12 protein-coding genes are annotated in these 13,394 nt (G+C 69.9%); 5 read left to right on the top strand and 7 right to left on the bottom strand.

Annotated features, from left to right (window positions below; translation table 11 throughout):
• From HDA39_RS04920 to pknB, 3 genes are all read left to right on the top strand, one after another.
• Nucleotides 1-777 (top strand): thiazole synthase, encoded by a 777-nt coding sequence (locus HDA39_RS04920; RefSeq protein ID WP_184794045.1) that lies wholly within the window; start codon nt 1-3, stop codon nt 775-777.
• Between the two features lie 217 nt (nt 778-994).
• Nucleotides 995-2,008 (top strand): LysM peptidoglycan-binding domain-containing protein, encoded by a 1,014-nt coding sequence (locus HDA39_RS04915; RefSeq protein WP_238355978.1) that lies wholly within the window; start codon nt 995-997, stop codon nt 2,006-2,008.
• Between the two features lie 290 nt (nt 2,009-2,298).
• Nucleotides 2,299-4,299: a Stk1 family PASTA domain-containing Ser/Thr kinase gene (gene pknB / locus HDA39_RS04910; protein WP_184794043.1), complete on the top strand. Its 2,001-nt coding sequence runs from the start codon at nt 2,299-2,301 to the stop codon at nt 4,297-4,299.
• Nucleotides 4,300-4,472: 173 nt separating this feature from the next.
• Here the strand turns inward: pknB and HDA39_RS04905 are convergent, their stop codons facing one another.
• The 6 genes from HDA39_RS04905 to HDA39_RS04880 all read right to left on the bottom strand — a co-directional run bounded on the left by HDA39_RS04905 (nt 4,473) and on the right by HDA39_RS04880 (nt 9,603).
• The gene (locus HDA39_RS04905; protein WP_184794042.1) at nt 4,473-5,357 is read right to left on the bottom strand and encodes an RNA polymerase sigma-70 factor; all 885 of its coding nucleotides are present in this window, start codon (nt 5,355-5,357) and stop codon (nt 4,473-4,475) included.
• Between the two features lie 13 nt (nt 5,358-5,370).
• A complete protein-coding gene (locus HDA39_RS04900) occupies nt 5,371-6,792 on the bottom strand; it encodes an NAD(P)/FAD-dependent oxidoreductase (protein WP_184794041.1) in 1,422 nt (473 codons plus the stop codon).
• A 678-nt stretch (nt 6,793-7,470) separates the two neighbouring features.
• Complete coding sequence (locus HDA39_RS04895) at nt 7,471-7,668, bottom strand: alpha/beta hydrolase (protein WP_184794040.1); 198 nt, start codon at nt 7,666-7,668, stop codon at nt 7,471-7,473.
• Between the two features lie 41 nt (nt 7,669-7,709).
• Nucleotides 7,710-8,453: an alpha/beta fold hydrolase gene (locus tag HDA39_RS04890; protein ID WP_202892874.1), complete on the bottom strand. Its 744-nt coding sequence runs from the start codon at nt 8,451-8,453 to the stop codon at nt 7,710-7,712.
• Entirely contained in the window at nt 8,453-9,271 is an 819-nt protein-coding gene (locus HDA39_RS04885; protein WP_184794039.1) for a VOC family protein, read from the bottom strand. The genes HDA39_RS04890 and HDA39_RS04885 overlap by 1 nt, the downstream gene beginning before the upstream one ends.
• The gene (locus HDA39_RS04880) at nt 9,268-9,603 is read right to left on the bottom strand and encodes an ArsR/SmtB family transcription factor (protein ID WP_184794038.1); all 336 of its coding nucleotides are present in this window, start codon (nt 9,601-9,603) and stop codon (nt 9,268-9,270) included. The genes HDA39_RS04885 and HDA39_RS04880 overlap by 4 nt, the downstream gene beginning before the upstream one ends.
• 492 nt (nt 9,604-10,095) lie before the next feature.
• On the opposite strand from HDA39_RS04880, the gene HDA39_RS04875 reads away from it, so the two are divergent.
• Together HDA39_RS04875 and HDA39_RS04870 are read left to right on the top strand one after the other, a co-directional pair.
• Nucleotides 10,096-10,977: an EamA family transporter gene (locus HDA39_RS04875; RefSeq protein WP_184794037.1), complete on the top strand. Its 882-nt coding sequence runs from the start codon at nt 10,096-10,098 to the stop codon at nt 10,975-10,977.
• Nucleotides 10,978-11,004: 27 nt separating this feature from the next.
• On the top strand, nt 11,005-12,207 hold the full coding sequence (locus HDA39_RS04870; RefSeq protein ID WP_184794036.1) for a glycoside hydrolase family 15 protein: 1,203 nt from the start codon (nt 11,005-11,007) through the stop codon (nt 12,205-12,207).
• A 67-nt stretch (nt 12,208-12,274) separates the two neighbouring features.
• Here HDA39_RS04870 and HDA39_RS04865 read toward each other — a convergent pair whose 3' ends face one another.
• Complete coding sequence (locus HDA39_RS04865; protein WP_184794035.1) at nt 12,275-13,345, bottom strand: glycoside hydrolase family 172 protein; 1,071 nt, start codon at nt 13,343-13,345, stop codon at nt 12,275-12,277.
• Between the last annotated feature and the right edge of the window lie 49 nt (nt 13,346-13,394).

Below are 13,394 nucleotides of genomic sequence, written 5' to 3'. Positions count from 1 at the left end.
ATGAGCGACGACAGCTTGGTGATTGCGGGTCGTGAGTACACGTCCCGCTTGGTGATGGGCACCGGCGGAGCGCCCAGCCTCGAGGTGCTGGAAGAGGCGTTGATCGCTTCCGGCACGCAGTTGACCACCGTCGCACTGCGGCGGCTCGACCCGAGCCAGCAGGGGTCCGTCCTCGACGTACTGCGCAAGCACGACATCGCCGTACTGCCCAACACCGCGGGCTGTTTCACCGCGGGTGAGGCCGTGCTCACCGCGCGTCTCGCGCGCGAAGCGCTGGAGACCGATCTCGTGAAGCTGGAGGTCGTTGCCGACGACCACACGTTGCTGCCGGACCCGGTCGAACTGCTGGACGCCGCGGAAACCCTTGCGGCGGACGGGTTCCAGGTCCTTGCCTACACCAACGACGACCCGATCCTGGCCCGCCGGCTGGAGCAGGTCGGCTGCGCCGCGGTGATGCCGCTCGGTGCACCGATCGGCACCGGTCTCGGGATCCGCAACCCGCACAACATCAGCATGATCGTCGAGGCCGCCAACGTTCCGATCGTCCTGGACGCGGGCATCGGTACGGCGTCCGACGCCGCGCTCGCGATGGAGCTCGGTTGTGACGCAGTGTTACTGGCGACGGCTGTCACCCGCGCCGAGCGGCCGGCCCTGATGGCTGCCGCGATGCGCGACGCGGTGACCGCCGGACGGAACGCGTTGCTGGCCGGACGGATCCCCCGCCGCTACCACGCGGCCCAGGCCTCGTCGCCGTTGGACGGCCGCGCCGCGCTGTAGTTCGCCGTTCCGAGGTCGATGCCTTCGGCACCAGTTGCCGGTGGCACCGTCCTGGGCGTAAACCCCAACGGGCGCGTCGGTTGTGAACCACATCCATGTAGTTCAGGCGTCAACTGTAAACATTGCGTAACAGCCGTAACCCGTGCCCCGTCCGTCCCTGTTGTCACATCAGTACCACCACTTACGGTCAAGGGACGTTGACACGGGGAGATGGATGATGACGAACACGAGCGCAACGGCGCCGGAGCCCGAGAACGACGTCCAGCCCGAACCGCGTAACCGGCGGCGTACCGTCGTCAAGGTGCTCACCGGGATCGCGGTCCCGCTGATCGCGGCCGGCGTGATCACCGCCGGGTCGCCCGGCCTCGGCCAGTACAAGGTCAAGCAGGGCGACACGCTGAGTCACATCGCGGCCCGGCACGGGACGACCGTCAAGACGCTGGTCGCCCTGAACGAGCTGCCCGGCAACGGCAACGCGATCTACGCCGGTGAGGTCCTGCAGCTGCCCGGCCAGCCCAAGAAGCAGGGGCCGGCGGCAACGCCGGCGGGCCGCGGCCGGATCAAGTACGTCGTGAAGCCCGGCGACACGATCGGCGGCATCGCGCGGCGGTACCACGTCAGCCAGGCGTACCTGCTGTCGGTGAACGCGCTGAAGCGCAGCGACAAGATCTTCGTCGGCAAGGCGATCCTGGTCCCGGTTCCGGTGCCGAAGGCAACAGCGTCGAAGAAGAAGCGCAACGACACCTTCGCCGGCCGCAAGTACGCCGACCACGTGGTCGACGCCGCGGACAAGAACCGCGCGACGCTGAGGAAGCGCAAGCTGCCCAACCGCGCCCAGATCCGGTCGACGATCATCAGCACCTCGAAGCGGTACGGCGTCGACCCGGAGCTCGCGCTGGCGATCTCCTGGCAGGAGTCGGGCTGGAAGCAGCGGGTCGTCTCGCCGGCCAACGCGATCGGCGCGATGCAGGTGATCCCGTCGACCGGGCGGTACTCCTCCGGCGTCGTCGGCCGCAAGCTCGACCTGCTCAAGCCCAAGGACAACATCACCGCGGGCGTCGTCCTGCTGGAGATGCTCACCGGCGCGGCCAAGCTCGACATCGCCGTCGCCGGCTACTACCAGGGTCTCGGCGGCGTCCGGCGTAACGGTATGTACGCCGACACGAAGCAATACGTGAAGAGCGTCCTGCAGATCAAGGCCCGCCTCGAGAGCGGCTGGAACCCGGCCTGACCCAGGCAGCGGAGTGACGGCTCCGGACGGTGCCGAACGACGGTCCCGGCGCGGCGGTAAAGCCTCGCCGGGACCACTTATTTACACTCTCAAGTGCCCCATGTCGGTGATTGTCTGAGTGATTGCGGTGGTCAGGTGCGTGCATCGTGGTGCTGGACGGGCTTCCTCGATGCGAAGCATCGTGGATGCTCGGCCAGTGCCGCGAGGTGCGTGCCTGGGCGCCGCAAGCGCCAGAGAATCACCGACATGGGGCACTAGGCAGACAGGCATCGAGAGGCGGCTCACCGCACGTGACGGACGACGTAGACACCCAGGTCGGCGACCGCCTGGTCGGGCGGGTGCTCGACGGGCGGTACCGGGTCGGTGCGCGCGTGGCCAAGGGCGGGATGGCGACCGTCTACGAGGCCCTCGACATGCGGCTGGACCGGGTCGTCGCGCTCAAGGTGATGCACCTCGGGATGGGCGACGACGCCGAGTTCGGCCGCCGGTTCGTCGCCGAGGCGCGGGCCGCCGCGAAGCTCTCGCACCCGAACGTCGTCGCCGTCTTCGACCAGGGCGAGGACGACGGGACGCTGTTCCTCGCGATGGAGTACGTCCCGGGCCGCACGCTGCGCGACGTCATCCGCGAGCACGGCCCGCTGTCCCCCGCGCGGGCGCTCGACCTGCTGATGCCGGTGCTGTCCGCGCTGTCCGCGGCCCACGACGCCGGCATCGTGCACCGCGACATCAAGCCCGAGAACGTGCTGATCTCGCACGACGGCACGGTCAAGGTCGCCGACTTCGGCCTGGCCCGCGCGGTCACCACGACCGGCCAGACCGCGACGCAGGGCCTGCTGATGGGCACGGTCTCCTACCTCGCGCCCGAGCTCGTCACCGACGGCAGCGCCGACGCCCGCTCGGACGTCTACTCCTCCGGCATCCTGCTGTACGAGCTGCTCACCGGCGCCAAGCCGCACACCGGCGAGACCCCGATCCAGGTCGCGTACGCGCACGTCCACGCCGACGTACCGGCGCCGTCGCTGCTCGAGCCGAGCATTCCGCCGTACGTCGACGCGCTGGTCCAGCGGGCCACGGCCCGCGACCGCGACCTACGTCCGGCCGACGCGCGTGTGCTCAGCCGCCAGGTCCGCCGCGTGCGCAGCGCGCTGGAGGAAGGGCTGCCGGACGACCCCGAGCTGACCGGCGACCTGACCGTGCCGCTGCAGGCCATGCGCCAGGAGACCGAGTGGGACGACGACGGCTACACGCGCGGCAGCGGGTACGTCGAGCACACCCCCGTACGGCGGCTCGAACCCACCAACGGCCGGCGTCACGAGTACCAGCGGCGACCCGAGCCTCGGCACAACGACACGATGATCGTACCGCGCGATCCCGCGCCCTCGTCGCGGGTCGGCCAGGCCGGGCCGCGCAAGGGCCGCGGCCTGATCGCGCTGATCGCCGTACTGGCGCTCGCGATCGGCGTCGGAACGGCGGGCTGGTACTACGGCATCCACCGCTACACCGAGACGCCGCTCCTGCTGAACCTCAGCGCCGCGGACGCGTCGGCCAGGGCCGGCGAGGCCGGGCTGAAGACGACGATCGCCAACCAGGACTTCTCCGAGGACGTGCCGCGCGGCCAGGTGATGGGGACGAGCCCCGCGCCCGGCGACCGGATCCGCAAGGAGGGCGAGGTCGGCCTGACCGTCTCCAAGGGCCCCGAGCGGTACCGCGTTCCGCAGTTGAAGGGGCTCGACCAGGAGGCGGCGAAGCTCGCGCTGGACGCGATCCGTCTCGTCACCGGCAAAGTCACCACGACGTACAACGAGACCGTGGCGGCCGGCAAGGTGATCACCTTCACGCCGAAGCTCAACACGGTGATGAAGCCCGGAAACACCGTCAACCTGTGGGTCAGCCTCGGCAAGCGCCCGATCACCGTGCCCGACCTGACCGGCAAGCCGTTCCAGAGCGCCAACCGGTCACTGCGCAAGGCCGGTTTCGTGGTCGAGCGCACCGACGCCTACGACCCGAAGGTGCCGGCCGGATCGGTGGTGTCGCAGACCCCGAACAACGGCACCCTGTTCGCCAAGGACAAGGTCCAGGTCGTCGTCTCCAAGGGCCCACCGCTGGTCGAGGTCCCCAACGTCCGCCGCAAGGGCCTGGCCGACGCCCAGAAGATCCTCACCGAGGCCGGCTTCAAGGTGAAGGTCGAGCAGGCGCCGTTCCACCTGGGTTTGAACCTGGTCGCCGGCCAGAACCCCGCCGCGGGCAAGCAGGCCCAGCCCGGTACGACGATCATCGTGACGATCGTCTGAGTGGCCGCGCCCCGCCGACGCCCGTTCGGCGTCGGCTCCGACTGCTACTCCCTCACCCCGCCGACGCCCGTTCGGCGTCGGCTCCGACTGCTACTCCCTCACCCCACCGACGCCCGTTCGGCGTCGGCTCCGACTACTACTCCCTCACCCCACCGACGCCCGTTTCGTGCTGTTCAGCGCAGCGTGAGCGTCGTCTCGGCGTCGAGGCGGGACAGCTTCTCGGGGTTGCGCACGTAGTACAGACCGGTGACCAGTGCGTCCTCGATCCGGAACACCATCACGCCGTCCAGCTCGTCGTCGAGCCGGGCCAGCAGGGCCGGGTTGCCGTTGATCACGGTCGGGGTGAGGCTGAGCTTGGCGTCGACCTTGCCCAGACCCCCGGTGACCATCCGAATCACCCGATCGGCGCCGACAATCGGCCGGAGCGCGGCCTGCTTAACGCCGCCACCGTCGCCGATCAGGACGATGTCCGGCGCCATCACGTCGAGCAAACTCTGCAGGTCGCCGGTGTCGATCGCGCGCTGGAACTTCTCCAGCACCAGCCGGGTCTGGCTCGCCGAGACCGCTTCGCGCGGACGCCGGGCGTCGACGTGCTTACGAGCGCGGTGCGCGATCTGACGGACCGCCTCAGGCGTCTTGTCGACAGCCTCCGCGATCTCGTCGTACCCGACGCCGAACACCTCGCGCAGCACGAACACCGCCCGCTCGGTCGGCCCAAGCGTCTCCAGCACGAGCATCAGCGCCATCGACAAGCTTTCGGCCAGCTCGACGTCCTCCGCGACATCAGGTGCCGTCAGCAACGGTTCAGGCAACCACGGGCCGACGTACGCCTCCTTGCGACGCTTCATCGTGCGCAGCCGGTTGAGCGCCTGCCGAGTGGTGATCCGCACCAGGTAGGCGCGCTCGTCACGCACCTGCTCCAGCTCGACACCGACCCAGCGCAACCACGTCTCCTGCAGCACGTCCTCGGCATCGGCCGCCGAGCCGAGCATCTCATACGCGACGGTGAAGAGCAGGTTGCGATGAGCAACAAAACTCTCGGTGGCCGGATCGGTCATCGATCTCTCCCTCTCACGCCTGGCTGACTTCACGCACATCCCCCACGTCCCGCACACCTCCCGCACCGCGCACACCGCGCACACCTTCCGCGCCACCCACACCGCCCAGGTCACGCACACTGCCCACATCGCCAGCGCCGCGCACACCGCCCACGCGGCCCACACCTTCCCCGCCACCCACACCGCGCATGTCACGCACTCCGCCCACATCGCCAGCGCCGCGCACACCGCCGACGTCGCCGACGTCGCCCACGCCGCAGGCGTCACGCACGTCGCGAGCGTCGCGCGCGCCGCGCACCAGCTGCGGGCGCTTGCCGTCCTTCATCCACCACTTCATCACACCGGGCCGGCGCCCCTCGGTCCGGAGCTGCCAGACGGTGCTCTTGCAGATCATCTCCTTGACCAGCGCGCCGAACCGGCCGCGCAGGTGCAGGCTGATCGCAACATCGTTGCGGTGCGCGAACTGGAAGATCCCGATGTCCCGCCCGAGGCTGATGCATTGCCCAGCGAACCCAACGCCGGCGTCCACCGGCTTCTTGCCCGCGATCCGGCTGAGCACAGTCTCGGCGGCCTGCGGGCCGAGCTGAACGGCCGACTGGCAGCCCATCCGGAACGGCAGGTCCGACGGCGCCGCGGAGTCCCCGGCCGCGACGATCCGCTCATTGTCGACACTCGTCAGTGTCTCGTCGGTGAGCAAGCGACCCAGCGCGTCGGTGGTGAGCCCGCTGCGCACGGCCAGATCCGGTACGCCGAACCCGGCGGTCCAGATCGTCAGGTCACTCGGCAGCTCCCGCCCGTCAGCGAGCTGGACGACATCACGTGTCACGGCCGCGACCGTCGTACCGGGACCGTCGACAATGTTCACGCCGAGCTTGTCGAGCCGCGCAGCGACGGTACGGCGGCCGCTCGCATGCAGGTACGGCCCGAGCACCCCACCGCACACCAGCGTCACCTGGTGTCCCGCCTCGGCCAGCTCGGCCGCGGTCTCGATCCCGGCTGGCCCGGCGCCAACCACAGTCACCGCCTCGGCATTGTCGACAATCGACCGCAACCGCTCAGCTTCCTCCAGGGAGTTGAGCGGATACGCGAACTCGAGCCCAGGCACCTGCTCGACATCCGTCCCGCTGCCGACGGCGTACACCAGGTAGTCATAGGAGACAGTCGTCCCCGACACCAGCGTCACCGTGCGCTCGGCCGCGTCGATCCGATCCGCAGCATCGACCACCAGTCGCACCCCGTCGGCCAGCACGTGGTCGTACTCCACCACCGCGTCGTCCGACCCACCGACCAACTGGTGCAGCCGGATCCGCTCGACGAAGGTCGCCCGCGGGTTGATCAACGTCACCGCCACGTCAGCCCGCTTGGTCAACCGGTTGGCCGCCATCACTCCGGCGTACCCGCCACCGATCACCACGGCCTCGATCTTCTTGATCATCGTCTCGTCTCCGTTCCCTGGTGGGTTCGGCCTCAAGACACCAACCGCTCAGCCCCTGTGACATTTCATGACGCAGGTCACGTCCAACACAGACCCAGCCAATTGTTCACAATCGCTCGACCGCGGACTCAGCCACTCGCTCGCGCGCACTCCAGCACAAACCCACCCGGCCGCAACCCACGCATACCCGTCCAGCCCTCGGCACCGTCCAGGCGACCACCGCCGCGCCCGGAGGCAGCTCAGCATGCCCCGGTCACCCACCGCTCCCGTGCAGCCCCACTCAGCCAGTCGCTCGCGCGCTCCAGCGCAGACCCACCCGGCCGTCACCCACACCCGCTCCCGTCCAGCCCCCGGGACCATCCAAAGCGACCACCCCGGCGGGCCGGCTCAGCAGCCACCGGTCACCCACGCACGCTCCCGTGCAGCCCACTCAGCCACACGCTCGCGCGCACTCCAGCACAAACCCACCCGGTCGTCACCCACGCACTCCCGTGCACCCCCCCGGCACCGCCCCGGGCGACCACCGCCGCCCGGGGCGGCTAAGCACCCCCTGGTCACCGACGCACGCTCCCGCACAGCCCCCGGCACTGTCCAGCAACCACCCCCGGCCGGGCAGCCAGCAGCCCCGGTCACCCACGCACGTCCCCGTTGCAGCCACACTCAGCCGCTCGCGCCTGGCTAATGCAGACTCAGCCACTCGTTCACAGTCGCACCGAAACGCCCGGCCGCCGAGCGGTGCAGGTCGTGCCCAGCATCCTCGAACTCGTCGAACCGCGCGCCAGCGATCGCGTCGGCCATCTCCTTCACCAAGTACGGCGGGCAGAACACGTCATCGCTGCCGCCGATCAGCAAAGCCGGACACCGGATGCTCTCCACCCGGGTCCTCTCCACATTCCAACGCAGCCACTCGTGCCCGGCTAATGCAGACTCAGCCACTCGTTCACGGTCGCACCGAAACGCCCGGCCGCCGAGCGGTGCAGGTCGTGCCCAGCGCCCTCGAACTCGTCGAACCGCGCGCCGGCGATCGCGTCGGCCATCTCCTTCACCAGGTACGGCGGGCAGAACACGTCATCGCTGCCGCCGATCAGCAATGCCGGGCACCGGATGCTCTCCACCCGGGCCCTGGCCACATCTCCACCCCTCGCCGCGATCCCCCGCAGCGCTGCAGCCCAGTTGCTCACCATCGCTCGTGCATTGTCGACGCCGTACGCCTCCACCAGATAGGCCGCGAGCGGCAGCAGTTCGGGCACAGGCTCGTCGATCAGGTGCTCCAGCTGGTCGAACGTCGGCCCGTTGGCCGGCTCGACGATGCGACCGGCCGCGCCCCACGTGACGACCGAAAGCACGCGAGGCGGCGACAGCGCCGCCATCAGTAAGGCGACTTCTCCCCCGTCGCTGAAGCCGACCAGGTGAACGGTGGAGATCCCGAGCTCGTCCAGCAAGCCGAAGAAGGCCCGAGCGTCTTCAGCGTAGAAGTCGACCGAGTAGTCCCGCGGCTGCGGCTGAGACCGGCCCGAACCGGGCAGGTCGGCGGCGATGACACGGAAGCCCTCGCTCAGTTCGCCGCGCAACCAGCCGAACTCGGCGATGCTGCCCGCCCACCCGGGCAGGAGGAGAACGGCGTCCCCACGGCCGGAGTCCTGATAGTAGATTGTCGACATCAGGCCATCGTGGGACGGGCCTGGGCGAAGGTCCAGTGATGACCTTCCAGGTCCTGGGCCTCGTACCGGCGGTAGCCGTGCTGGTGGATCTCGGACAGGATCTTGGCGCCCCGCTCGGTACTGCGGGCGAAGTGCGCGTCGAGATTGTCGACGTACACCCACAGGCCGTGGTCGAGCCGCGGTGCGCCGCGATCCTTCAGCTTGAACAGGATCAGCGCGGAGTTGCCGAGGTGCAGCTCCAGCCAGGGAGCGCGTTCGCCTTCGGCAGGGACGCGGTCCCAGGAGTCGAGGCCGAAGACGTCGCTCAGCCAGCGCGCGGCGGCGGCCGGGTCCTCGTAGTACAAGGCCATGCTGATCCGGTCGAGGTCGCGCGTCGTCCGCGGCGCCGAGTCGCGGCGGTCGATCCAGGTCAGCAGCCAGACGATCACGTTCGGCCACATGTAGAAGGCCTGCTTGCCACCCGGCACCAAGACCTGCTCGACGGTGACCCGCGTCCCGGCATCGACCGCCTCGAAGGCGATCGTCGTCTCGGTGTCGTCGACGGAACTGCGGTAGCCCAGCCGCACGCCCGGCTCCCAGACCGTGATCCGGCCGAGCTCGAGCGCGTCCTCGACGGCGGCGTCGGCACCGACCTGGTAGATCTCGAGGATCCGGCCGCCGACTCCGGGTTCGATCCGCATCTCGATCGCCCTGGCGGAGTCGAAGAAGTTGATCGGCCCGCGCACCCACCACAGGTCGATCTCGTCGGTGAAGACCTTGAACGCCGTCTCCGGGTCGGCGGCGACCTCGACGGTCGCGGCCGCGGACTGCTTCGTCATAACGTCCCCTTGTCCTCGACGTGCTTCTTGAACGAACCGAGATTTTCCTGCCAGTGCGCCTGCACCTGATCCAGCCAGGCCTGTACGGCGACCACCGGCTCGGGCCGCAGCCGGAACACCCGGACCCGGGCGTCCTCGGCGACCCGCTCGTCGGTCACCAGGCCGGCCGACAGCAGGATCCGCAGGTGCCGGCTCATCGCCGGTGACGAGACGCCGGTCGCGGTCGCCAACTTGCCGGCCCGCTGCGGTCCCTCACCCAGCAGCCGCACCACCTGCCGCCGGGTCGGGTCCGCCAGTACTTCGAAGAACCGGTCGACCTGATCGTTCACCATGACGCAATAATTCAGCCTAATGTTAACTATTGTCAAGAGCCAACACCACCCGGTGAGCAGGGCAGGCGGGGCAAGGCAGGACCGGGCGGGCGGGACTGGGCGGGCGGAGCGGGCCGGGTCGGACGGAGCGGGCCGGGTCGGGCGGAGCGGGCCGGGCCGGGTCGGGCCGGGCGGGTCGGGCGGAGCGGGCCGGGCGGGTCGGGTCGGGTCGGGTCGGGACAGGACAGGCCGGGCCGGGCGGGTCGGGCGGAGCGGGCCGGGCGGGTCGGGACAGGACAGGCCGGGTCGGGTCGGGCAGGACAGGGCGGGCCCGGCCTGTCGGACGGGACGGGACAGGGCGGGTCGGTCGGGGCGGGTCCGGCGGGGCGGGTGGGGCCGGGCGAGACGGGGCGGGACGGGGCAGGGCCGGTCGGGGCCGGACAGGGCGGGGCTCACTCCAAAGACCACCTCGGCGTTTTGGTCGCCCTGTCAGGTGTCTGGTTAGCTTTGCTCGTGAATCACCCGCGCATCGCCGTGATCGCCCTGCTCGCGGTGGCCGCTGCCTGGGGATCCACGTTCTTCCTGACCAAGGACCTGCTCGACCGGATGGACGTCGCCGACTACCTGGCGCTGCGCTTCCTGATCGCCGCGGTCGCACTGATCGCGGTCCATCCCCCGGCGATCGCCCGGCTCAGCCGGCTCGACCGCGGCCGCGGTGTCGCCCTCGGCATCACGTACGGCATCGCGCAGCTGGTCCAGACCGAGGGCCTGCGGCACACGTCGGCGAGCGTCTCCGGCTTCGTCACCGGCATGTACGTCGTGTTCACGCCGCTGCTGGCCGCGGTCATCCTGCGGCACAAGATCGGCCGCTGGGCCTGGATCGCGGTCGTACTGGCGACGATCGGCCTCGGCGTCCTGTCGCTGCGCGACTTCAGCCTCGGGACCGGCGAACTGCTGACACTGGCATCGGCCGGCCTGTACGCGCTGCACATCATCGGCCTCGGCGCCTGGTCGACACCGTCGAACGCGTTCGGCCTGTCGGCGCTGCAGATGGTCGTGATCACCGTGGTGTGCGCGATCGGCGCGATCCCCGGCGGGTTCACGCTGCCCTCCGGCGGCGGCGACTGGGTCCGTGTCGTCTACATGGCACTGATCGCGGGGGCGCTCGCGCTGATCGTGCAGACCTGGGCGCAGGCGCACCTGACCCCGACGCGCGCGGCGATCGCGATGACGATGGAACCGGTGTTCGCGTCCGCGTTCGCCGTACTGTTCGGGTCGGAGAGCGTGACCGCGCGGATGCTGGTCGGCGGCGCGCTGGTGATGTCGGCGATGTACCTGGTCGAACTCGCTCCACGCCGAAAGATCGAGGCCGAGGTCCAGCACCTCGGCCAGTAGTTGCTCACGAGTCGGAGGAGGCCGGTGATGCGGGACAACAGCGCGCGACGGGTCCGGTGGTTCCCGGCCGCCGTCGTCTCCGCGCTGCTCGCGATCCTTGCCTCCGCCACCATTTCGAACCTGGACCGCAATCCACAGCCGCAACTCGTTGCCGACGGCATCCCTGGCCGACCGTTGCCCCCAGCCACCACCAGTACGCCGTACGCCGACCTGGTGCGGCACGCGCTGGCCGATCTCGACGCGCTGACGCTGCCGAACGGCGCGACGCTGGCCGGCAACAACGGCCCCTGGCGGTTCGTCTGGCCGCGCGACGCGTCGTTCGTCGCCGCGGCGCGCTGCGCGCTCGACCAGTACGCCGAGGCCGACCGCATCCTCGCGTTCCTCGACCGGGTCCGCCCGAAAGCCGGTCGATGGGAAGCGCGCTACTTCGCCGAGACCGGCGGCGTACCGGCCGACGGCCGCGAACCACAGCTGGACGGCTCCGGTTGGGTGCTGTGGGCAACGTGGTTCTGCGGCCGAGACCTCGGCCGGTACTGGCCGATGGTGAAGGAGTCCGCCGATCAGATCGTCGCCGAACTCGGCCCTGACGGTCTCCCGGCGGCGTCTCCCGACTACTGGGAACGCGAGGAGTCCGAGGTCACCCTCGGCACCGTCGCGCCCTTGCTCACCGGTCTGCGCGCCGGACTCGCGATCGCCCGCACACTCGATCACCCGGCCGAGGCCGAGCGCTGGCAGGCCGCGTTCGACCGGTTGTCCAAGGCAACAGATCGGCACTTCGGCCCCGACTACCCGCGGACTCCGGCGCGCGCTGTCAGTGTTCTGGAGCCTGGGATGAAGATCGGCATCGGCGGCGGCGCCGACGCGATCATCACGATCCTCGGCCCGCCGTTCGCTCCCGCCGACGCCGAGCTGGACCAGGCGATCGACCGGACGCGGAACGTCCTCACCCAGCCCAACGGCGGCGTCACTCCCGGCGAGCAGTGGCGTGCCGACGGCGTCGCCTGGACTCCGCAGACCGCGCTGTTCGCCCTCAGCGCCGCCGCCCGCGGCGACCGGACGACGGCCGAGCAACTCCTGACCTGGCTCGACACCCACCGCACAGCGAGCGGAGCCCTGCCGGAGAAGGTCAACCGCGACCTCCAACCGGCCGGCGAGGCGCCGCTCGGCTGGACGTCAGCGCTCGTTGTCCTCACCGTGGCCGCCTTGGAACGCCCGCTCGCCCATCCCTGAGAGCGAGCTTGTGCACGGGCCAGTCACGATCGGGGCGAATCGCGGCTGAGCCGTGCACGAAGATCGTTCAGCAGATCTCCATGACGTCGTGGGTCGGAGCGTCCGGGCGGGCAGTGCTGGTCTTCGTCGAGTAGAAGAACGCGGTCGAGGCGATGTCGTCCTGCAGCGGCAGGTACCGGCCGCCCGAGCGCCAGCCGAGCGCCTGGACGTCGACGCGCAGCGACTCGCGGAAGCGGATCGGGTCGGGCAGGTGGAAGCGGTACATCCCGAACCGCATCTGGCTCGCGTACTGGCCGTCCGGCCGGATCACCTGCGGCATCCCCAGGTACGGCGTACTGAACTCGGCGTACCCACCGCGGTCCGGGCCGAGGTCGAAGTTCCAGGCGCCGCCGAAGTAGTCCTCCGTGCCGGTGCCGCAGATTGTCGGCCATTCCTCGCCGTCGAGGTAGAACTTGACCTCGCCCTCGCCCCACCAGCCCGAACTGTTCACGCCCCAGGCGACGTACGTCCCGACGTAGTGGCCCGGCCCCTCGACGCCGTCGAGCAGCGTGTGCACGGTCTTGTCCGGCAGCGGGTTGCTGCGGCGCCATTGCGTGTGCAGGTACGCCGAGCCGTCCGCGACCTGGCCGAGCCAGTAGTCAATCTGAAAGTAGACAATCACCTTCTCGTCCGAGGTGTTCTCGATCGTCAGGCGCGCCTGCTCGCGGAACGGCATCTCCCAGTAGCAGTTGAAGCCGCCGTTCGGGTTCACCGCGACCGGCAGCGAGTTGACCTGCGCGAAGCGTCCCCAGCCGGAGCAGAAGAAGTCGCCGACCGGGGCCTCGATCGCGGGCGCGTCGTCGCCGTCCCAGTACGAGCGCAGCACGAGTCGCCGCCAGTTGTCGCTGTGCGTCGTCAGCCAGATGTGGGTGATGCTGCCGCTGCCGGCGATGTCGGCGAGCGTCGCGGTCTCGCCCGGGCCGATCTCGATCGACGGCGAGACCTTCCAGCCCTGCCCGAGATCGCGGGCCGCGTTGGCGCCCGTTCCTTCGGTCCGGCGCCCGCCCTGACCGGGCTCGCCGGTCGGGTTCTCCGCACTGATCGAGCGGCTCTGCACGTCCGCGACGGCACTGATTCCGGCCAGGTTCCCAAGAGTCATGCCCGCGAGCCTAGGGTTCCGGCCGCTCGTTGGGGAGGGTTGGAAATCG

Origin of the sequence: Kribbella italica (assembly GCF_014205135.1) — a bacterium.
In the GTDB taxonomy this organism is placed as follows: domain Bacteria; phylum Actinomycetota; class Actinomycetes; order Propionibacteriales; family Kribbellaceae; genus Kribbella; species Kribbella italica.
This window is presented reverse-complemented; position numbering and strand designations above follow the sequence as displayed.